Source organism: Streptomyces sp. NPDC051567 (genome assembly GCF_044454165.1).
Classification (GTDB): Bacteria; Actinomycetota; Actinomycetes; order Streptomycetales; family Streptomycetaceae; genus Streptomyces.
The window spans coordinates 290,854-310,804 of sequence record NZ_JBITDK010000005.1 but is presented as its reverse complement, the minus strand read 5'-3'; the positions used below and the strand labels follow the sequence as shown (position 1 = coordinate 310,804).

Here is a 19,951-nt window from a genome sequence, read left to right as displayed (position 1 = left end):
CCCGTCGACTTCGACGGCCTGATCCTCTCGGCCCGCCCCAAGAAACAACTAAATGAAAACAGCCCCCCTGCCCGGTAAACCCCCAGCTCAACAAGTGTCGACCCCGCGCCCGCGGGAATGGTCCAGCAGCGATGGCTGCTTCCCGGCATCCGTAGAACGTCGACCCCGCGCCCGCGGGAATGGTCCGGTCGCCCGGATGATCCTCGCCGCCGGCGGCGAGTCGACCCCGCGCCCGCGGGAATGGTCCGTTCCCCGGCTGGGCGTACTTGGTGGCCTCGATGTCGACCCCGCGCCCGCGGGGATGGTCCGGAGCCATGGCATGAATTTGACCTCTGCGCAGACGTCGACCCCGCGCCCGCGGGGATGGTCCGGCATGGGCCATCGCGCAGACCGCGTGGAACGCGTCGACCCCGCGCCCGCGGGGATGGTCCCGTCTATGGATGAGGAGGAACCGACGATGGCGGGTCGACCCCGCGCCCGCGGGGATGGTCCGGACCCGCTGCCTCCGGTCCAGGCCGGGCCGGTGTCGACCCCGCGCCCGCGGGGATGGTCCTCCGGGCCGGTAGCGCGGCGGTACTCGACGGCTGTCGACCCCGCGCCCGCGGGGATGGTCCGGCGAGTCCTACGCCCTGGCCGCTGTACGGGCCGTCGACCCCGCGCCCGCGGGGATGGTCCCGGGTTCAGCACCCGTTCAGCACCCGTTCAGCGGTCGACCCCGCGCCCGCGGGGATGGTCCGCCAGTACGAGACGATCCTGATGCTGCGCGGCCGTCGACCCCGCGCCCGCGGGGATGGTCCGCACCAGCGGGACCGTCCACCCCCAGGTGGTCTGTCGACCCCGCGCCCGCGGGGATGGTCCGCCACGTGGAACGACTGGATGACGGCACAGAGGGTCGACCCCGCGCCCGCGGGGATGGTCCGATGTAACGGGTGCGGACACAGAGATCACCCTCGTCGACCCCGCGCCCGCGGGGATGGTCCACGGTCCAGCCCTCGAACTCCGGCTCCAGGGCCGTCGACCCCGCGCCCGCGGGGATGGTCCGGACGGGTGGATCTGGGAGGGATGGACGAAGGTGTCGACCCCCCGCGCCCGCGGGGATGGTCCGGGGATGGCGGCATGAGCACTCTGCGACGCCTGGTCGACCCCGCGCCCGCGGGGATGGTCCGATGTCCCGGCCTGCGTGTCCGCGCCGGCGGGGGTCGACCCCGCGCCCGCGGGGATGGTCCGATCGTGGGGGGTGTACGTCAGCTCGTCGGTGTGTCGACCCCGCGCCTGCGGGGATGGTCCGTGGTTCAGCGTCATGTTGACGCTGTTCTCCGTGTCGACCCCGCGCCCGCGGGGATGGTCCGAGGCCGCGCGGGTCGTTGCCGAGGGCGGTGACGTCGCCCCCGCGCCCGCGGGGATGGTCCTGACTGTGAGGTCATGGGGAGGGGGTGGCGGGCGCCTGGGCGCTGTCTGTTTGAGGGGGATGGGGCGGGTGGGTGTGTCCGCTCCTTCGGCGTTTTCACAGGTGAGGCGTGCCACCGTAAGCCGCAGGTGCAGAAACGATTGCACCTGCGGCTTTGGTGTTTGTTGGGGTGGGGTCAGAAGTCCTCAGTCTCGTCCACCAGGTGGCGGAGTACGTCCGTCAGGTCTTGGCGGCGGGCGTAGGCCGTGCGTTGGCGGTGGGCGCCCGAGCCGTCGCGCAGGAGGGTGGCCAGGGTCTTCGCCGCGTGGTCGAGGTCGCCGGTCGCGGCCAGCTCGGGGGCGACCAGGGTGAGCAGGGTCTCCGCGAGGTCGGCCGCCGGGAGTTCCGCGCCCGTGTACGGGTCGAGGCCGAACCCCTCCAGCCCGTCGTGGGCCGCCCGCCAGCGGGCGAGGCGCAGGACGTCGTCCCGTACCGCCGGTTCGGGACGTTGCTCGGCGATCTCGCGCAGGGCCGTCGCCACCAGGGCGCGGGCCAGTTCGGCCTGGAGGACGGCCGTGTCGATGTCCGGGGACATGTCGGGCGCCCGGATTTCGAGCGTCGGCCAGTTCCCGGAGGGGCGCAGGTCCCAGTAGACCATCTTGGTGTCCAGGGCCGCCCCGGAGCCGAGCAGGGTCTGCACCGAGCGCCGGAAATGGGCCGTGGACGTGAAGTGTGGCGGGAGTCCGGCCGAGGGCCAGCTCGCCCAGGCCATCGAACGCCAGCTGGAGTGGCCGGTGTCACGGCCGCCCCAGAACGGCGAGTTGGCGGCCAGCGCGATCAGCGTCGGCAGCCAGGGCCTGACCCGGTTGGACACCGCCACCGCCGTGTCCACGTCGAGCGTGCCGATGTGGATGTGGCGGCCGCAGCTGACGAGGGTGTCGGTCAGCGCGCCGAAGCGGCGGTGCTGTTCCCGCTGGCGCGGCTCGTCGTCGGTCAGGTGCAGCGGTCCCTCCACGGCCACGACCGGCGAAGGGGCGGCCAGCAGCCGGCAGCCGTGGGCGCGGGCGGCCCGGGAGAGGGCGCGCCGCAGGGCGGCGAGTTCCTCGCGCAGCATCGCCGCCGAGTGGGCGACCGGGGTGGAGATCTCGACCTGGTAGCGGGTGCCCTCGGCGTGCATCTGGCCGGGCAGTCCACCGGCGGTGGCGAGGACGGCCTGGGCCGCCGGGACCACGCGGTGGGTGCGGGCGTCGACGAGGAGGAACTCCTCCTCGACACCGAGGGTGAGGGGAAGGGCTGTTGCGGGGGACGTGTCGTGGCCGCCGGCGCGCCGGGTGCGCACCGGGTCGTCCGTGGCGCTGGTGCTCGCCGTACCCGTGCTTGCCGTGCCGGTGCTTGCCGTGCCGGTGCTTGCCGTGCCGGTGTTCGTGGTGCCGGTGCTCGTGGTGCTGTTGCCAGGTTCGATCACTGCGCCTCCCTGGACATACGAGTTTTTTCATCATGAGCCGAACACACGTCCATAAGGGCCCGTCGATTCGGTCAAATGTCCGGTGATAGTGGCGGGTTAGCGGCAAGGAACGGCCCGGCGTGGGATCGGGGATCAGGGTGGGTCGGGTGGTGCCGGCGTGCGGGAGGAGGACGGCGCCGCCGGGCCCCGGACACCTGGCCGGGCGGCGGTTACCATCCGCTGTGACCCGTACGACGAAGGCCCTCCGCGCCCAGCGGCGAATATTCGCCGACCTCACTCCGCTGCGCACCTCGCCGGACTACCGGCGGTTGTGGATCGGCGGCACCATCTCCTGGATCGGCCAGGCGATGACCGCCCTCGCGATCTCCCTCCAGGTCTACGACATCACCGGCTCCAGCTTCTCCGTCGGGCTCGTCGGCCTCTTCTCGCTCGTCCCGCTCGTCGTCTTCGGGCTCTACGGCGGAGCCATCGCCGACACCGTCGACCGGCGCGCGCTCGGTCTCTACGCCTCCCTGGGCTCCGCCGCGCTGTCGATCGCGCTCGCCGGCGCCGCGCTGCTCGACTACCACCGGGTCTGGTTCCTGTACGCCGTCGTCGCGCTCCAGGCCGTCTGCGGGGCGCTCGTCGGACCGGCCCGGTCGGCGATGATCCCGCGCCTGATCCCCGCCGGGCAGCTGCCCGCCGCCAACGCGCTGAACTCCGTGACGATGACCTCCGGGTTCATGGCCGGACCGATGCTGGGCGGGCTCATCGTCGGCTGGTGGGGGTTCCAGGCCGCCTACCTCGTGGACGCCGTCGCCTTCTCCGCCGCCCTCTACGCGATGTGGCGGCTGCCCCCGATGAAGCCGGACCGGGCCGAGGGCACGCGGGGCAGGGCCTCCGTCCTCGACGGACTGCGTTTCCTCGGCACCCGGCCCAACGTCCGGATGACCTTCTTCTCGGACCTGGCCGCGATGGTGCTGGCCCAGCCGAAGGCGCTCTTCCCGGCCATCGCCGTGCTCTGGTACGGCGGCGACGCCAGAACGGTCGGCCTGCTGGTGGCCGCGCCCGCCGTGGGGGCGCTGCTGGGCGGGCTGTTCTCCGGCTGGCAGGGCCGGATCAGGCGGCACGGGCTGGCGATCCTGCTCTCCGTCGCCGCCTGGGGGCTCGCCATCGCCGTCTTCGGGATCACCCGGAACCTGTGGCTCGGGCTCTTCTTCCTGGCCCTGGCCGGATGCGCCGACACCGTCTCGATGGTGTTCCGCACCACCATGCTCCAGGCCGCCACCCCGGACGAGATGCGCGGCCGGCTGCAAGGCGTCTTCATCGTGGTCGTCGCGGGCGGGCCCCGGCTCGGGGACTTCCTCGCCGGGACCGCCGCCGACCTGACCTCCCCGGCCGTGGCGATCACGGGCGGGGGGCTCGGCTGTGTGCTGGTCCTGGCGCTGCTCGCGCTCCGGTGGCGGGACTTCGCACGGTACGACGCCCGGTCGCCGCAGGCCTGACGGACCGCGCGGACGGTATCGGGCCGGAAGGGACGGCCTAGTTCCCCGGGGCCCGTACGCCGCGGGCGACGCCCAGGGCGACCAGGTCCTGGGGGCGCAGGCGCAGCTGGTCGGCGGTGGCGGGCGCGGCCGACGGCGGGCGCTTGAGGATGGCCGCCGCCAGCTCCGGGGCGATCACCGAGAAGTAGCTGTCCGGGGTGACCCACAGGTTCCCCGGCGCGGCCAGCGCGAGGGCGCCGCCCGAGCCGCCCTCGCCGATCAGCAGGGTGGTGACGGGGACCGTGGCGCCGGCCAGCGCCGCGAAGGCGTCCGCGATGGCCGCGCCGGCGCCCGCCCGTTCGGCGGCGGCGTCGTTGGCGGCTCCGGGGGTGTCCACCAGGGTGAGGACCGGGATGCCGAGCCGGTCCGCGAGCCGCACGACACGGGCGGCCGTACGGTATCCCGCCGGGCGGGTGGCGGTGCCGCACTGGGCCGCGTACGCCACGGCCCGGCCCTCCCGCAGCCCGAATCCGCAGAGCATCCCCGGGTCCGTGCCGCCCGCCCGGTCCCCGGAGAGGGGCAGGCGCAGGGCGAAGTACGCGTCGAGGTACGCCCCGGCGCGCGGCCGGTCGGGGTGGCGGGCCCGCCGTACGGCGTCCCAGCCGGTCGCGGGCTCCGGTACGCGGGCCAGTGCGGCCGGCGGTTCGACGGGGCCGTCGGCGCGGGGCGCGGCCAGCACGCGGAGCCAGTCGCCGAGGGCCGCGGCCAGCTCCGGCGCGGGGACGACGGCGTCCACGTGGCCCGCGGCGTACTGCCCCTCCGCGGTGTACGCCGCCGGGTCCGCGTCCGGCGGCCGTACCCGTGACCCGGCGAAACCGACCTGGGCCCCGGGCAGCGCGAGGACGATGTCCGCCCCGGCGCCGAGGGTGGCCCAGCCGCCCCCGGTGGTGGGGTCGCGCAGGACGGCGATCTGGGGGAGCCCGGCGGCCCGGGTGAGGACGCACTGGCGGGCCACGCGCTGGAGCTGCGTCAGCGCCGGCATGCCCTCCTGCATGCGGGAGCCGCCGGTGGCGACGAGGGAGACGAGCGGGAGGCGGTGCTCGCGAGCGTACGTGTACGCGGCTTCGAGCCGGTCTCCGGTGCGTTCGCCCAGCGAACCGCCGAGGAAGCCGAATTCGAAGGAGATCAGGGCGGCTTCGTGGCCGCCGATCCGGACGGTGCCGGTGACGACGGACTCCTCCTCGCCGGTCCGCCCGGCGGCGCGGGCGCGCGAGTCGTCGTAGCCGGTCCAGGCCAGGGGGCCGTCGGGCGGCGACTTCCGGGGCGGGTGCGGGGCGGGGAACGCGGTGAAGCTGCCGGGGTCGGCCACGGAGGCGATGGCCGCGCGGGCCGAGGGGCGGGTCGTCGTCACGGGGCCACCCTAAGGCGGGTGACAGGGCCAGGGGAGGGCGTCGCGGGCATCACCGGTGTCACCGGTGTCACCGGTGTCACGGGTGTCACGGGTGTCACGGGTGTCGCGGGTGTCACGGGTGTCACGGACGGAGCGGCGAGGCGGCGGGGCGGCGGGGCGCGCGGTGCGGCCCCCGGTGTGCCCGGGGGCCGGGTCACAGCTGCGACTCCCAGGTCACCGTGGTTCCCCGGGCCCCCTCTTCCGTACGGCCGTCGTCCCGCACCGTCAGCCGGGCCCGGGAAGCGGTCGCGACGACCTGGACGTCGATGGAGGTGACCTCGCGGCGCCGGTGCGCGGCGGCCAGGGCGCCGCGCAGGGCCGCCAGCAGATCGCCCGCCACCGGCTCCGCGAGCAGCGCGTCCACCGCGCCCGTGAAGTGCACGGACGGCTGGAAGCCCAGCAGGACCGCCGCCCCGCCCGTCTCGCGCAGGACCCGGCCCCGGAAGGTCGTCGGCGCGTCGGTCGGCGGCTGCTGAAGGGCGAAGATGGCCGTGCGGACCTCCTGGATGGTGGAGTCCAGTTCGTCCACGGCCCGGCCGATCTCCTCGCCGACGGTGTCCCCGGGGGCCGCGTTCACGGAGCGGCGCCGGGCGCTCTCCAGCATCATCTCCGTCGCGAACAGCCGCTGTACCACCAGGTCGTGCAGGTCCCGCGCGATCCGGTCGCGGTCCTCGTACACCGCCAGCCGCTCCCGGTCGTGCTGCGCGTCGGCCAGGACGAGGGCCAGCGCCGCCTGGGAGGCGAACTGCGAGGCCAGCAGCCGGTCCACCGCGTCGTACGCGGGACCGCCCCGGGCGCGGGGCAGGGCCAGGGTGCCGATCAGCTGGCCGCCGCTCTGGAGCGGCAGCATCATGCTGGGGCCGAACCGCTCGCGGACGTGCGTGGTCATCCGGGGGTCCGTGGCCGAGTCGTCGATGAAGACCGGCTCACCGCCGAGGAGCTGCTCCAGGACCGCCGACCCCGGGGCGATGGAGGTGCCGACCAGGTCCCCGGGGTCGCCGTGCGCGGAGGCGGCCACGATCTCCATGCCGCCCTCGGGGGTCGGCTGGAGCACCACCCCGGCGGCGGCGTCCGCCAGCAGCCGGGCCCGTTCGGCCACGCACATCAGCGCGTCCGCCGCCGGGCGTCCGGCCAGCAGGGTCGTGGTCACGGCGGCGGCGCCCTCGATCCAGCGCTCCCGGCGGCGCGCGGTCTCGTACAGGCGGGCGTTGCCTATCGCGATGCCCGCCTGCGCCGCCAGGACGCGCAACAGGGCGAGGTCCTCCTCGGTGAAGGCGGCGCCGTCGCGCTTCTCGGTGAGGTAGAGGTTGCCGAAGACCTCCGTCCGCACCCGGATCGGCACCCCGAGGAAGGTGCGCATGGGCGGGTGGCCCGGCGGGAAACCGGCCGAGCGCGGCTCCTTCGCCAGGTCCTCCAGGAGCAGCGGGCGCGGGTCGTGGACGAGGGCGCCGAGGAGGCCGGAGCGCAGGTCCGGCAGGTGGGGGACCGCGGCCCGCTGCGCCTCGGTCATCCCGGTGGTGAAGAACTCGGTCAGCCGGGAGCGCTCGGCGTCGACGACCCCGAGCGCCCCGTACCGCGCCGCGCACAGCTCGGCGGCCGAGTCCACGACGTGCTGGAGGGTGGAGCGCAGCTCCAGCTCGGAGCCGACGCTCAGTACCGCCTCCAGCAGGACCGGGAGGCGGGGGTGCTCCTCCGCGGGGGGCTCCCTGGGGGGCTCCGGGCGGGGCTGGGCGCGCTCCCGGCGGGGCTCCTTCCCGGGCGGGGGGCCGGGGGAAGGCTCCGGCCGCGGACCGGCGGGCGTCATTCGGCCAGCGGGTTGAGGACCATCGGGGCGATCTTCCCTTCGAGCATCGCGCCGAGACCCAGCACGACGCACACGTCCGGCCGTTCCGCGATGGCGACGGGCATGCCGGTGGCGTCGCGCAGCATCTGGTCCAGGCCCGGCAGCAGGGCGCTGCCGCCCACCATCATGATCCCCCGGTCGGTGAGGTCGGCGACCAGGTCGGGCGGGCAGTCCCGCAGCACCTTGCCGATGCCGTCCAGGACCGCGGTCAGCGGGGGCTGGATGGCCTCCCGGACGGCGGCGGTGTCGACATGGACGGAACGGGCCAGTCCGGTCGCCACGTCGCGGCCGTGGATGAGGGTGGAGGCCGGGCCGTCCGCGGTGATGCCGTTGCCGTGCAGGGCCAGCTGGAGCGGGCGGACGGCCTGGCTGGGCAGCATCAGCGCATGGGCGTGGCGCAGGTGCTGGACGACCGCGTGGTCGATGGCCTCGCCGCCGACCGGGATGCGCTGGGCGGTGACGATGGAGCCGAGGGAGAGGACGGCCACCTGGGTCGTCGCGGCCCCGCACACCATGATCATCGTGGCGGTCGGCTGTTCCACGGGCAGGCCGCAGCCGACGGCCGCCGCGATCAGGGTGTCGACCAGTTCGACGCGGCGGGCGCCGAGCCCGACGAGGGTCTCCACCGTCGCCCGCTGGGCCAGCGGATCGGCGTCGTGCGGGGTGCAGGCGGCGGCCCGCAGCCGGGGCTTGCGGCGCAGGGCGCGCCGCAGCTTCTCGCCGAGCAGGTGGCGCAGCATCCGCTGGGCCATCTCGATGTCGACGACGGTGCCGCCGGAGACGGGGCGTACGACGCGGATGTAGTCGGGCGTGCGGCCGGTCATCCGCTCGGCGAAGCTCCCGACGGCGATGAGTGCGCCGGTCCGGGTGTTCACCGCGGCGACGCTGGGCTCGTCGACGACCAGGCCGGCGCCCTTGACGTACACGCGGGTCCTGGCCGCCCCCAGGTCGACGGCGACGTGGCAGCGGCGCAACTGCTCAAGACTGACGGTCACGGCAGATCCTCCCGGGAGTACTGACGCAAGGAGACCGGCGGAATGACGGTCATTTTTCTCATCTTCCGGGGCATTTCGGTCATGGCGCCCGTTGTGATGCTCCGGCCGGGGGGTGGCGCGGGGTCCCGGATGGCCCCCGCGGGTGCTGCACCGGGGTGGATTTCCGGGCCGACCGGCCACGCCACGCCGGTGCGGTCCGCGCTACTCGCGCGTAACGAGGTAGAGGGGCCGACGGGGGCCGCCGCCGACGGCCCGGCCCGACGGCGGCCTCCGGGCGGACCCGGGGGACGCGGGCCGGGTGGGCCGGTGCGTGTGGGGCAGGCGGGGCAGGCGGGGCAGGCGGGGTGGTCAGAGCGTGCGGTCAGGGTGTGCGGGGTGCCGGTTCCGCCGGGGTGACGCGCTGGAGCAGGCCGTAGGTGAACTCCGCGACGTACGGCTGTTCCCGCGCGGTGAAGGCCAGCCGCCAGCGGGTCGGGGCGGTGCCCTCCAGCGGGCGCGCCGGGGCGAAGGCCCGCGCCACCTCGTCCACCGTCGCCGACCAGGGCAGCAGGTCCTGCGGCGACTCCAGTACGGGCCCCCGCGCGCCCGGGGCCCGGACGAGCCACTCGTTCCACACCGCCCCGTCCGGCGCGGCCAGCACCTCGAACCGCAGCTCCGGCCAGAGCGGCACCGGCCACAGCAGCGCCTCGCACTCCAGGTCGCCGATGGCGCGGCGCCCGGCGGACTCCGGCGGTCCGAGCACCGAGCGGTAGCGCGCCAGGGCCCCGCGCGCCCGGGGCGAGCGGACCATCGCCTGCCAGCGCTTGTTGGCCTCCCGCTGCTCCGCGGGCGAGGCGCCCAGCCGCCGCCGGGCGTCCTCGGCGAGCTCCGGCTGGAAGTCCGCCATCCGGCGCAGCAGGACCAGCTGGAAGGCGGCCGGTCCGAAGGGGCCCGGGGCGGGGGCCGGAGGTGCGGGGGTGCGGGCGGTCATGGGCCCACGATTCCACACCGGCGATCCGCGCACCGGCCGTGTGCTCCCGTGCTCCCGCGCGCTCCTGGGGTTCCCGGACGGCCCCGGGACCCCCCAGGGTGTTCCCGAGGCGCGTGCCGGAGGCGCCCCGGCCGGGGGCGCGGCGCCGGATCAGCCTCCCAGCATCCGCTTGAGCAGGTCCCGCAGCAGGGCCCGCTCGGCCGTGGAGAGGCCGGCCAGCGGCTCGCGGGCGAACTCCAGCGACTCGCGCAGCCGGTCCGCGGTCCGCAGCCCCTCCTCGGTGGGCGCGGCCAGTTTGACCCGGCGGTCGGCCGGGTCCGGGCGGCGCTCGACCAGGCCGCGGGTCTCCAGCCGGTCCACGATGCCGGTGACGTTCGACGGCTCGCACTTCAGCTTCTGCGCTATGCGGCGCATCGGCGTCGGCTCCAGGGAGAGCAGCCCCAGCACGCGGGCCTGGGCGCCGGTCAGCTGGTGGCGGGCGGCGGCGTGCTCGTACTCCTCGTGGTAGCGGGTCACGACGTCGCCGATGAGCTCGACGACCTCAAGGGTCAGTGGGTCTGCGCGACGGCTTGGCATGCGTCCAGCGTACCGAGTTACTTGACAACATGAAATATCTAGGAGCATGGTTGTTTCACGTCGTGAAGTATTCACCCCCCAGGAGCGCCGCATGTCCGAGATCCCCGCCGTCAGCCGTGAGTGGCACCTCGTCCGCCGCCCGCAGGGCTGGCCCGTAGCCGAGGACTTCGCCCTGCGCGAAGCGCCCGTCTCCGCCGAGCCCGCTCCCGGGCGGATTCTCGTCCGCAACCTCCACATGTCCGTGGACCCGTACATGCGCGGCCGGATGAACGACGCGAAGTCCTACATCCCGCCCTTCCAGCTCGACCGGCCGATGGACGGCGGCGCGGTCGGCGAGGTCGTCGCCTCCGCCGCCGAGGGCTTCGCGGTCGGCGACCACGTCCTGCACGGCCTGGGCTGGCGCGAGTACGCCGAGGTGGACGCGGAGCGCGCCACCAAGGTGGACGGCTCGCTCGCCCCCCTCTCCGCCTACCTCGGAGTCCTCGGCATGCCGGGCATGACGGCCTACGCGGGACTCTTCGAGGTCGCCTCCTTCACCGAGGGCGACGCCGTCTTCGTCTCCGGCGCGGCGGGCGCGGTCGGCAGCCTCGTCGGCCAGTTCGCGAAGATCAAGGGCGCCTCCCGGGTGATCGGCTCCGCCGGCTCGGCCGAGAAGGTCACCCTGCTCACCGAGAAGTACGGCTTCGACGCCGCCTTCAACTACAAGGACGGCCCCGTGGCCGACCAGCTCGTGGAAGCCGCGCCCGAGGGCATCGACGTCTACTTCGACAACGTCGGCGGGGAGCACCTGGAGGCGGCCATCTCCTCCCTGAAGGTCCACGGCCGCGCCACCCTGTGCGGTGCGATCGCCCAGTACAACGACACCGAGCCCGCCCCCGGCCCGCGCAACCTGGTCCAGGTCATCGGCAAGCGGCTGCGCCTCCAGGGCGTCCTCGTCGGCGACCACGCCGCGCTCCAGCCCCAGTTCGTCCAGGACGTGGCCGGATGGCTGCGCTCCGGCGAACTGCGGTACGACGAGACCGTCTTCGAGGGCATCGAGAACGCGTCCGACGCCTTCCTCGGCATGATGCGCGGCGAGAACACCGGAAAGATGATCGTTTCTTTCACCGGCTAGTGCCGCGTCAGGCAACCGGCCGGGAAGGGAAGTCCGAGAACGGGTGAACCTTCCCGGCCACCACATTAGGCTCACCGCACACCGCCGTGATCGTGGGCGCGAGTCACGGCGACTCACCAGGAGGATCTTCCCCATGGCCATCCAGCAGTCCGATGTTCTCTACACCGCCGTCGCCACCGCCGAGAACGGCCGGGACGGCCGCGTCGCCACCGACGACGGCCTGCTCGACGTCGTCGTGAACCCGCCGAAGGTGATGGGCGGCAGCGGCGCCGGTACCAACCCGGAGCAGCTCTTCGCCGCCGGTTACAGCGCCTGCTTCCAGGGCGCGCTGGGCGTCGTCGCCCGGAACGAGAAGGCCGACATCTCGGGCTCCACCGTCACCGCCGAGGTCGGCATCGGCAAGAACGACGAGGGCTTCGGCCTCATCGTCAAGATCTCGGCCTCGATCCCGAACGTGGACGCGGCCACCGCCAGGGAGCTCATAGCGAAGGCCCACGAGGTCTGCCCGTACTCCAAGGCGGTCCGGGGCAACATCACCGTCGAGCTCGCCGTCTGATCCACCGTTCCCCTGCGGACTGCGGACTGCGGACTGCGGACTGCGGACCGGGTCGGCCTCGGGGTCGGCCCGGTCCACGGCCGCCGGCCGTGGTGGGTGGGAAGCGGCGGGCCGGAAGCGGGTGCGGGTGTGCCCAGGGGCGGGCTCGAACGGGGGTGCGTCTCTCGCCGTAGACTGGCGCCATGCGTGATCTTGCGGGGGGATTCCGGTATCTGCTGGCCGGACAGCGATGGATGTTCGGGCACGGTCGCCAACTGGGCTTCGGGCTGCTGCCCGGCCTGGTCGCGCTGGTCCTGTACGCGGGCGCGCTGGTCGGACTCTTCTACGGTGCCGACGACCTGACCGCCTGGGTCACCCCCTTCGCCGACGGCTGGTCCGCGCTGTGGTCCGGACTCTTCCGGGGTTTCCTGACCGCCCTGGTCATCGGGTTCGGGCTCTTCCTCGCGGTGATCACCTTCACCGCCGTGACCCTGCTCATCGGCCAGCCGTTCTACGAGTCCCTCTCGGAACAGGTCGACCGCAGCGAGGGCGGTGAGATCCCCGAGTCCGGGCTCACGCCCTGGCGGGAACTGTGGATCTCGGCCCGGGACAGCGTCCGGGTGCTCGGACGGGTGCTGCTGTTCGGCGTCCTGCTCTTCGCCCTCGGCTTCGTGCCGGTGATCGGGCAGACGGTGGTCCCGGTGCTCGGGTTCTGCGTGTCCGGCTACTTCCTGACCCAGGAACTCACCTCCGTCGCGCTCCAGCGGCGCCGGGTGGACCTGCCCGGGCAGCTGGCGCTGCTGCGGTCCCGGCGGATGCTGGCCCTCGGGTTCGGGGTGCCGCTGGTGCTGGCGTTCCTGGTGCCGCTGGTCGCGGTCCTCCTGATGCCGGGCGCGGTCGCGGGGGCGACGCTGATGGTCCGGGAGCTGACGGCCTCCGACGACCTGCCCGCCACCGAGGCCCCGGAGGCGGGTTTCGGGCCGCCGCCGCCGGTGTACTCGTGACCTGTGTGACCGTCACTTCCCCCTGACGCGTCACGGACTCTGACGCACCGTGCCGCCCCGGCGCACCCGGCGGCCCGGCCGGCAGCCACGACCTGGTGCCGCGTCGGGCAACGTTCGCCCCGTCGCGGCGCCCGGCACGCACTCCCGCCGTACCGGCCGAAAGCCCAGGTACGTCCCGTACGAGGACGTCCGGCCGGCGCACCCGGACCACGCCCCGGGACCACGCCCCGGACGCCGCTCCTCGACGGGCGAACGTCGCCCGACGCGGCCCTAGTAGACGGCGACCGGGCGCCCCTCGATCCGGTGGACGCGGACCGGGGTGTCGAAGATCTCCGTCAGTGTCTCGTCGCGCATCAGCTCCGCCGGGGTTCCCGACGCCGCGATCCGGCCGTCGCGCAGGGCGATGATCCGGTCGGACCAGGCGGCGGCGAAGTTGATGTCGTGGACGATGAGGACGATCGTCCGCCCGAGTTCGTCGGCGGCCCGGCGCAGCTGGCGCATCATCCGGACCGAGTGCTTCATGTCGAGGTTGTTCAGCGGCTCGTCCAGCAGGATGTAGTCGGTGTCCTGGGCCAGCACCATCGCCACGTACGCGCGCTGGCGCTGGCCGCCGGAGAGCTGGTCCAGGTACCGGTGCCGGAGCGCGCCGAGGTCGAGGAAGTCCAGGGCCTCGTCGACGACGGCCTTGTCCCGGGCCGTCGTCCGCCCCTGGTTGTGGGGGAAGCGGCCGAAGCCGGCCAGTTCCTCCACCGTCAGCCGCGCCGTGAAGTGGTTCTCCTGGCGCAGCACCGAGAGGATGCGGGCCACGTCCCGGGAGGGGGCGGTGTGCACGTCGAGCCCGTCGACGGTCACGGTGCCGGCGGTCGGCTCGGAGATCCGGCCGAGGATCGTCAGCAGCGTCGACTTGCCCGCCCCGTTGGGGCCGACGAGCGAGGTCACCCCGCCCGCCGGGACGGTCCCGGAGACCGGCCCGAGGACGGTGCGGCCCTGGTAGTCCTTGCGGATGCCGGAGAACTCGATCACAGGGAGCCCTTTCGGAGCAGGTGGACGAGGAAGAGGATGCCGCCGAGGAACTCGATGACGACGGTGAGCATGCCGGCGGCGTAGAAGACGTGTTCCATCACGAACTGGCCGGTCACCAGCGTCAGCAGCCCCAGCAGGAAGGCGAGCGGCAGCACCACGGCGTGCCGGTGGGTCCCGGCGAGCTGGTAGGCGAGGGTCGCGATGACGAAACCGAAGAAGGTCATCGGGCCGACGAGCGCGGTGGAGAGCGCCAGCAGGACGGAGACCAGGACCAGCGCGCCGGTCAGTTCCGCCTTGTAGGCGATGCCGAGTCCGGCGGCGGTGTCCCGGCCCAGCAGCAGGACGTCGAGCCGGTGCCTGCGGCGCCAGACCAGGACGCCGACGACCGCGCACACTCCGAGGGCGAGCGGCAGATGGGTCGGGTCGGCCGCGCTGAGCCGCCCGTACAGCCGGGTGGAGAGCACGTCGTACTGGGACGGGGACAGCAGCCGCTGGAGGAAGGTGGAGAGGCTGGCGAAGGCGAGCCCCAGGGAGACGCCGACGAGCAGCATCACCTGGAGGTTGCCGAGCCGGCTCGCGAAGAGCCACCGGAAGAGCACGGTGGCGAAGCAGACCATCAGCGCGGTCTGGGCGAGGAGTTTGGGGAGCCCGTCGGTGGCGGCGAGGACGCTGCCGCCGAACACGAAGACCATCAGGGTCTGCATGAGGGTGTACACGGACTCGAAGCCCATGACCGACGGGGTGAGCAGCCGGTTCTGGGTGACCGTCTGGAAGAGCACGGTGGCCACGGCCTGGCAGAAGGCCGCCACCGCCATCGCGCCCAGCAGCGTGAGCCGCCGGTCGAAGGCGAAGGCGAACGAGCCCCGGACGAAGAGGAGGAGGAAGGCGGCGACGGCGGGCACCAGCAGGGCGGCCAGGATCAGTACGCGGGTGCGCGGTGCCGGCCCGCGCCGGGGCGGGCGCGTGCGCGGGCACCCGGTCCGGGACCACCGCGCCGCCGGGCCCGCGCGAACGCCCGTACGAACGCCCGTGCCCGCGACGGCGCCCGTGCCCGCGCCGTCACCCGCGCCGTCACCTGCCGTCGGGCGCCCGGCCGGGCGCGGGGACAGGAGGGCGGAGAGGTGGGAGCGCAGCCGCAGGCCCGCCCGCCGGGCCGCTGCGGCCGGGGAGAAGTCAGCCATGGAGGGTGTTCCGCTTCCGCAGGATCATGCCGATGAAGAGGGTGGCGCCGACGGCCCCGAGGATCACCGAGGCCGGGATCTCCAGCGGGGAGACGACGACCCGGCCGATCAGGTCGCAGCCGGTCATCAGGGCGACGCTGCCGAGCACCACCCAGGGCAGGTTGGCCCGTACGTCGTCCCCGCGCGTCAGCGAGACCAGGTTGGGGACGACCAGGCCGAGGAAGGGGATGAACCCGACGACGACGGTGGTGACCCCGGTGGCCAGGGCCACCATCGACACCCCGGCGAGCACGATCCGCTCGTGGCGCAGCCCCAGACCGGTGGCCACGTCCCGCCCGAGCCCGGCGATCGTGAACCGGTCGGCGGCGAGGTACAGCCCGGCGACGATCAGGCCGACGATCCAGAGCGGTTCGTACTGGCCGCGCACCACCGAGCTGAAGCCGCCGGAGCGCCAGGTGGCGAGCATCTGCAGCAGGTCGGCGCCGGAGGCGAGGTACAGGGTCACGGCGCTGACCACCGCCCCCAGCATGATGCCGACCAGCGGGACGACCACGGAGGAACGCAGTCGGACGCGGCGCAGCACCCCGAGGAAGACCATCGTCCCGAGGAAGGCGAAGGCGCTCGCGGCGGCCATCCGTCCGAGGACGGGCGCGGCCGGGGCGAACATCGCCAGCAGCAGGACGCCGAGGGCCGCCCACTCGCTCGCCCCGGTGGTCGTCGGCTCGACGAAACGATTCTGCACCAGCATCTGCATGATGACCCCGCAGACCCCCATCGCGGCGGCGGCCAGCACCAGCGCCAGGGTCCGGGGGACGCGCGAGATGAGGAACATGTTCAGCGCGTCGGGGTCGTCGAGCAGGGAGCGGAGGGAGAGGTCGTACCCGCCGACGAACAGCGAGGTGACGACGAGGACGGCCGTGCCGAGGGCGGCGGCGAGGAGCGGGAGTCTGCGCATGGGCGGGGCGGGAGGCGGCGGGGTCGGTTCGGCCGGGTCAGTTCTTGGTGAAGGCCTCGGCGACCTGGCCGAAGGCGGCGGTGTACGCCTGGATGCCCTCGGTGACGTAGAAGTCGGGCGCCAGGTAGACGATCTGGTTCTTCGTCCGGAAGGTGGTCTTCGCCCATGCCTGCTGGCTCTCCACGAGGGCCTGGGCCGGGGTGGTGCCGCTCGTGCCGACGGCGGCGTCCCGGTCGAAGAGGATCATCCAGTCGGGGTTGAGCTGGGCGATCGTCTCCGGGGCGAGACCCGAGTTGTTGTGCACGGAGCTGCTGTCCTGGCCCTCGGCGCCGAGGACGTTCTTCAGGCGGAGCGGGGCCATCAGCCGGCCGATGCGGCTCGCGCCGTTGTCGACCTTGCCGGCGCTCGCGACCCCGAGGAAGACGCTCTCCCCGTTCGTGGCCTTCCCGGCGGCCGAGGTGGCCGCGTCGAGCGCGGCGATGAGCTGCCGGGCCTTCTCCTCCTGCCCGAAGATGGTGCCGAGGGTCGCGGTCTGCTTCTTCAGGGATTCGACGTAGCCGCCCGGGGCCTCGTCGGAGGGGGAGACGTCGATGGTCTTGGCGATCTTGGAGAGCTTCTCCGTGTGCTCCGTGAAGCGGTAGCCGCCGATGATCAGGTCCGGCTCGGCCGCGTTGACGGCCTCGAAGAGCGGTTCGCGGTGGGTGCCCGCGTCCGCGATCTTGCCGTCCTTCGCCCAGTCCTCGTAACCCGCCTTGGGGAGCAGCGGCTTGGGGGCGGCGACGGGGGTCACGCCGAACGCCTTCAGCGTCGCGAAGGAGGTGTTGTCGAGCGCGGCCACCCGTACGGGCTTCAGCGGGACCTCGGTCTTCCCCTTGCTGGTGTCGACGGTGACGACCTGGCCGGAGGCGGCCTTGCCCGCACCCTGGCCCGAGGCGTCGTCCGTGTCCTGGCCCGCGCAGGCGCCGAGCCCGAGCACCGAGCCCATGGCCGCTGCCGTGATGATCGCCGTCTTGCGGAAACGCGGGTGACGCACGTGTGCCCAACTCCTCGGAAAGGGGACGGACCAGGGCACTCACCCTGGAGCTTAGGTGAGCCTAACCTTATTTGATCGTCCGTTCGTGCCATCCGGGGAGAGGAGGGCCTGAAGTCCCGGCAGGAGGGGACCAAGGTCCCGCCCGGGCCCGGCGGGCGCCGATCCCGCACACCTCACACCTCGTACGCCTCGTACGCCTCGCACGCCTCGTGCACCTCGCACACCTTGTGCGCCTCGTCCTCCGCCGGCACCTCCACCGTCACCACGGACGGCGTGCGGTCGTCCGCCTCGGCCAGCAGCGCGCCGCCCGGGGCCCAGACGGCCGCGCCCCCGCAGCCGGTCCACGGTCCCGCCGGGCCGACGTGGTTGGCGAGGACCACGTACAGCCCGTGCTCCCGTGCGATCCCGGGGTGCACGGTCGCCCGCTCGTGGACGCCGCCGCCCGTCCCGTAGAGGGAGGAGGCCAGGTGGACCCGGCAGCCGGCCGCCGCGCCCCGGGCGGCAGGCCCGGGGAAGTGGTTGTCGTAGCAGACGGCCAGGGAGAAGCGGACGCCGCCGAGCGCGAAGTGCCCGTCGCTCCCACCGGCCGCGAAGAACTCCCGCTCGGTGTCGTAGAGGTGCCGCTTCGCGTACGTCGTCACGTGCGCGCCGTCCGCGTCGTGGACCAGGGTCGCGATCAGGGGGCGCGGGCCGCCGGTGCGCAGGGCGACGTTGACCGCGGTGGCGACGCCCGCGGAGCGCACCGGGTCCAGGCGGGGGTCGTCGCGTTCCAGCCACAGTCCCGGGTCGGCAACCAGCGCCCGCGGCTCGTAGCCGGTGAGGGCGAGCTCGGGGAAGACGACGAGCCCGGCGCCCTCGGCGCGGGCCCGGGAGGCGAGGGCGGCGACCAGCGCGGCGTTGGCGGGGACGTCGGCGGGCACACAGGTCAGCTGGGCTGCGGCGATCTTCATGGTGGCCAGGGTGTCAGCACGGGTCTCGACGCGGGCGCGCGGTCCGGGCGATCCTGTGACGGCACGCGTGCGTACGGTAGTTGACGGGGGGTTGTGCGATGCGAAGGCCAGACCGTTCCCCATCTCGTGAGGGCCGTTCCGGATGACGGCCACCGACTGGATCATGCCCGTCCTGACCGCGGCCTTCCTGGCCCTCTCCTACCGCGTGGTCCGGGTCAGCGGCGCCGGGCTGCGGGTGTCGGTGCTCTTCATGGCGGTGATGAACGCGGGTCTGCTGTGGCAGGTGTGGGCCTTCGGCCCGCCCTGGTCCGCACCGGCGGTCGCCGCGGTGTCGCTGGTGGCCGCCGCCGTCAGCGCCCGCACGGCGACCGTCTCGCTGATGGACCGGGTGCAGCGGGTGGACACCGCCGGGTTCCGGGAGCTCGTCCGGTCCGTGACGGAGGCCGAGGGGCCCCAGGTGATGGGGGTGTGCGTGACCTACACCGGGACGCTGGCCCTCACCGCCTTCGCCACCGATGCCCACCCCGAAGGGCGGCAGTTCCATCTCCTGCCCGGCGCGGACTGCCCGTTCTGCCTGGTGGAGGAGCAGATACGGGACTTCCTCGGGCCCGGGGACCCGCTGCTCGGGAGCTACCGCTCCCATCTGGCGCGGGGCAGCAGCCGCCACCTCCTGGTCAAGCGCCGCTCGCGGGCGGAGCCCTGGACGGGCCGCCTGCGCGACCGCGTGTTCTACCGGGTGCCGCGCGGCCGCCCGCCCTGCCCGGTCCACGATCCGCTGCTGAGCGGGAGAACCTCCTAGAGGCGTCTCCCGAGCCACCGTCGCCTCCCGAGCCGTCGCCGCCCGCCCGCCGTGGCCGTCGGCTCAGCGCGTCGGCTCAGCGTGGCGGCTCGGGCGCCGTCACCTGCCGGTGCGCCAGCTCCGCCAGCCGCGCCTGGCCGTCCTTGCCCGGGTGGAACCAGTCCCAGCGGCTCAACTGCTGCGCCGTGAAGGGGTACTGGAAGACCGCGCCGCCGTCGTAGCGGCACAGGGCGTCCCGCCCGCAGACCTCGCGCAGCACCTCGTTGTACTCGACCACCCGCGCCCGCACCTGCTCGCGCCGGGCCGTCGCCTCCGGCGCCGCCGACAGCGGGTCGGCCAGCATCGACTGGCAGATGCCCAGCTTCCAGACCTGCCGGACCATCGGGAGGTCCTTGCCCTGTTCCCACAGCCGCTGGAGGTCCGGCACGCTGGAGACGTACACCTGTGAGGCGGGCGAGGCGGCCCGCAGCCCGGCGAGAGCCTGCTCGAAACCGGACCGGAACTCGGCCACCGGGGTCATCGCGGCGGCGGTCGACCGGCAGACGTCGTTGGAGCCCGCCATCACCGTGACCAGGCCGGGCCGGTGCGCCGCCGCCGAGGCGAGCTGGCCCGGCAGGTCCGCCATCCGGGAGCCGGTCACCGCGTAGTTCCAGCTGAGCGCCGGGGCCCCGCTCTCCCCGAGCAGCCGGACGGCGAGCGAGCGGACCGCGGGGTCGTCACCGGTGGCCCAGGAGACCTCCGGGCAGTCGGCCAGCACCGAACAGGCGTCGAAACCGCGGGTGATGGAGTCGCCCACGGCGGCCACCGAGGCCGGCGCCGTGTTCCAGCGCGGCGCCGCCTGCGCCCCGCGCTCGCCCTCGCCGCCCGCCCCGTCCGCGCGGCATCCGGTCACCGCCCCGGCCAGCAGGAGCACCGCCGCGCCCGCGCCCGTGAGGGTCCGGCGCGCGCGGCGGCGCGCAGCGGTGGTGCCCATCGGGTGGTCCCTCCTCGTCGCCCGCGCGTGGGGCGGGGCGTCCTGCTGCGTGAAAGCTCGGTGTCGACCGGCTCGGGACCGACCGTACGTCACCCTGCGGCCCCTGGGTCACGGTAGCTTTCCCCCGCGGCGTTTCGGCCGCAGGTTCTGCTGCGCGATGCCAGAAAGGTTCCGTGTCCCGGCGGACCGGCTGCGCACCGCCCTCGCCCGGTCCGCCGGTTCCACCCGGTGGTCC

General features: G+C 73.9%; 17 protein-coding genes and 1 CRISPR repeat array. Of the genes, 5 read left to right on the top strand and 12 right to left on the bottom strand.

The annotated features are described in order from the left end of the window. Positions 1-96 precede the first annotated feature (96 nt). Positions 97-1,409: a CRISPR direct-repeat array (repeat unit 28 nt; unit sequence GTCGACCCCGCGCCCGCGGGGATGGTCC). A 174-nt stretch (positions 1,410-1,583) separates the two neighbouring features. Continuing rightward, the gene (locus ACIA5F_RS09110; protein ID WP_399350772.1) at positions 1,584-2,852 is read right to left on the bottom strand and encodes a glutamate--cysteine ligase; all 1,269 of its coding nucleotides are present in this window, start codon (positions 2,850-2,852) and stop codon (positions 1,584-1,586) included. Between the two features lie 221 nt (positions 2,853-3,073). Here ACIA5F_RS09110 and ACIA5F_RS09105 point away from each other — a divergent pair, with 221 nt between their 5' ends. Next, on the top strand, positions 3,074-4,336 hold the full coding sequence (locus ACIA5F_RS09105; protein ID WP_399350770.1) for an MFS transporter: 1,263 nt from the start codon (positions 3,074-3,076) through the stop codon (positions 4,334-4,336). A gap of 37 nt (positions 4,337-4,373) precedes the next feature. Here the strand turns inward: ACIA5F_RS09105 and ACIA5F_RS09100 are convergent, their stop codons facing one another. The 5 genes from ACIA5F_RS09100 to ACIA5F_RS09080 all read right to left on the bottom strand — a co-directional run bounded on the left by ACIA5F_RS09100 (position 4,374) and on the right by ACIA5F_RS09080 (position 10,149). Next, complete coding sequence (locus ACIA5F_RS09100; RefSeq protein ID WP_399350768.1) at positions 4,374-5,726, bottom strand: carboxyl transferase domain-containing protein; 1,353 nt, start codon at positions 5,724-5,726, stop codon at positions 4,374-4,376. Between the two features lie 193 nt (positions 5,727-5,919). Next, positions 5,920-7,569 (bottom strand): GAF domain-containing protein, encoded by a 1,650-nt coding sequence (locus tag ACIA5F_RS09095; protein ID WP_399350766.1) that lies wholly within the window; start codon positions 7,567-7,569, stop codon positions 5,920-5,922. Then, entirely contained in the window at positions 7,566-8,603 is a 1,038-nt protein-coding gene (locus ACIA5F_RS09090) for a rod shape-determining protein (RefSeq protein ID WP_399350764.1), read from the bottom strand. The genes ACIA5F_RS09095 and ACIA5F_RS09090 overlap by 4 nt, the downstream gene beginning before the upstream one ends. A 361-nt stretch (positions 8,604-8,964) precedes the next feature. After that, positions 8,965-9,573 (bottom strand): hypothetical protein, encoded by a 609-nt coding sequence (locus ACIA5F_RS09085; RefSeq protein WP_399350762.1) that lies wholly within the window; start codon positions 9,571-9,573, stop codon positions 8,965-8,967. Between the two features lie 150 nt (positions 9,574-9,723). Then, positions 9,724-10,149 (bottom strand): MarR family winged helix-turn-helix transcriptional regulator, encoded by a 426-nt coding sequence (locus tag ACIA5F_RS09080; RefSeq protein ID WP_399350760.1) that lies wholly within the window; start codon positions 10,147-10,149, stop codon positions 9,724-9,726. A gap of 91 nt (positions 10,150-10,240) precedes the next feature. On the opposite strand from ACIA5F_RS09080, the gene ACIA5F_RS09075 reads away from it, so the two are divergent. From ACIA5F_RS09075 to ACIA5F_RS09065, 3 genes are all read left to right on the top strand, one after another. Then, positions 10,241-11,263, top strand: a complete 1,023-nt coding sequence (locus ACIA5F_RS09075) for an NADP-dependent oxidoreductase (protein ID WP_399350758.1) — start codon at positions 10,241-10,243, stop codon at positions 11,261-11,263. Positions 11,264-11,396: 133 nt separating this feature from the next. Continuing rightward, positions 11,397-11,819, top strand: coding sequence for an organic hydroperoxide resistance protein (locus tag ACIA5F_RS09070; protein ID WP_399350756.1), 423 nt, complete (start codon positions 11,397-11,399; stop codon positions 11,817-11,819). A 182-nt stretch (positions 11,820-12,001) separates the two neighbouring features. After that, positions 12,002-12,802: an EI24 domain-containing protein gene (locus ACIA5F_RS09065; RefSeq protein ID WP_399350754.1), complete on the top strand. Its 801-nt coding sequence runs from the start codon at positions 12,002-12,004 to the stop codon at positions 12,800-12,802. A 270-nt stretch (positions 12,803-13,072) separates the two neighbouring features. Here ACIA5F_RS09065 and ACIA5F_RS09060 read toward each other — a convergent pair whose 3' ends face one another. The 5 genes from ACIA5F_RS09060 to ACIA5F_RS09040 form a co-directional block, all read right to left on the bottom strand. Continuing rightward, a complete protein-coding gene (locus ACIA5F_RS09060; protein WP_399350752.1) occupies positions 13,073-13,825 on the bottom strand; it encodes an ABC transporter ATP-binding protein in 753 nt (250 codons plus the stop codon). Further along, entirely contained in the window at positions 13,822-15,006 is a 1,185-nt protein-coding gene (locus tag ACIA5F_RS09055; RefSeq protein WP_399350750.1) for an iron chelate uptake ABC transporter family permease subunit, read from the bottom strand. The genes ACIA5F_RS09060 and ACIA5F_RS09055 overlap by 4 nt, the downstream gene beginning before the upstream one ends. Continuing rightward, complete coding sequence (locus ACIA5F_RS09050) at positions 14,999-15,961, bottom strand: ABC transporter permease (RefSeq protein ID WP_399350748.1); 963 nt, start codon at positions 15,959-15,961, stop codon at positions 14,999-15,001. The genes ACIA5F_RS09055 and ACIA5F_RS09050 overlap by 8 nt, the downstream gene beginning before the upstream one ends. A gap of 37 nt (positions 15,962-15,998) precedes the next feature. Next, positions 15,999-16,994, bottom strand: coding sequence for an ABC transporter substrate-binding protein (locus ACIA5F_RS09045; RefSeq protein ID WP_399350746.1), 996 nt, complete (start codon positions 16,992-16,994; stop codon positions 15,999-16,001). A gap of 173 nt (positions 16,995-17,167) precedes the next feature. Next, a complete protein-coding gene (locus ACIA5F_RS09040) occupies positions 17,168-17,944 on the bottom strand; it encodes a carbon-nitrogen hydrolase family protein (protein ID WP_399350744.1) in 777 nt (258 codons plus the stop codon). 142 nt (positions 17,945-18,086) lie between these two features. Between ACIA5F_RS09040 and ACIA5F_RS09035 the strand changes: the two genes are divergently transcribed. Then, on the top strand, positions 18,087-18,743 hold the full coding sequence (locus tag ACIA5F_RS09035; RefSeq protein WP_399350742.1) for a hypothetical protein: 657 nt from the start codon (positions 18,087-18,089) through the stop codon (positions 18,741-18,743). Positions 18,744-18,819: 76 nt separating this feature from the next. On the opposite strand, the gene ACIA5F_RS09030 is transcribed toward ACIA5F_RS09035, so the two are convergent. Then, positions 18,820-19,716, bottom strand: a complete 897-nt coding sequence (locus ACIA5F_RS09030) for an SGNH/GDSL hydrolase family protein (RefSeq protein WP_399350740.1) — start codon at positions 19,714-19,716, stop codon at positions 18,820-18,822. Positions 19,717-19,951 lie beyond the last annotated feature (235 nt).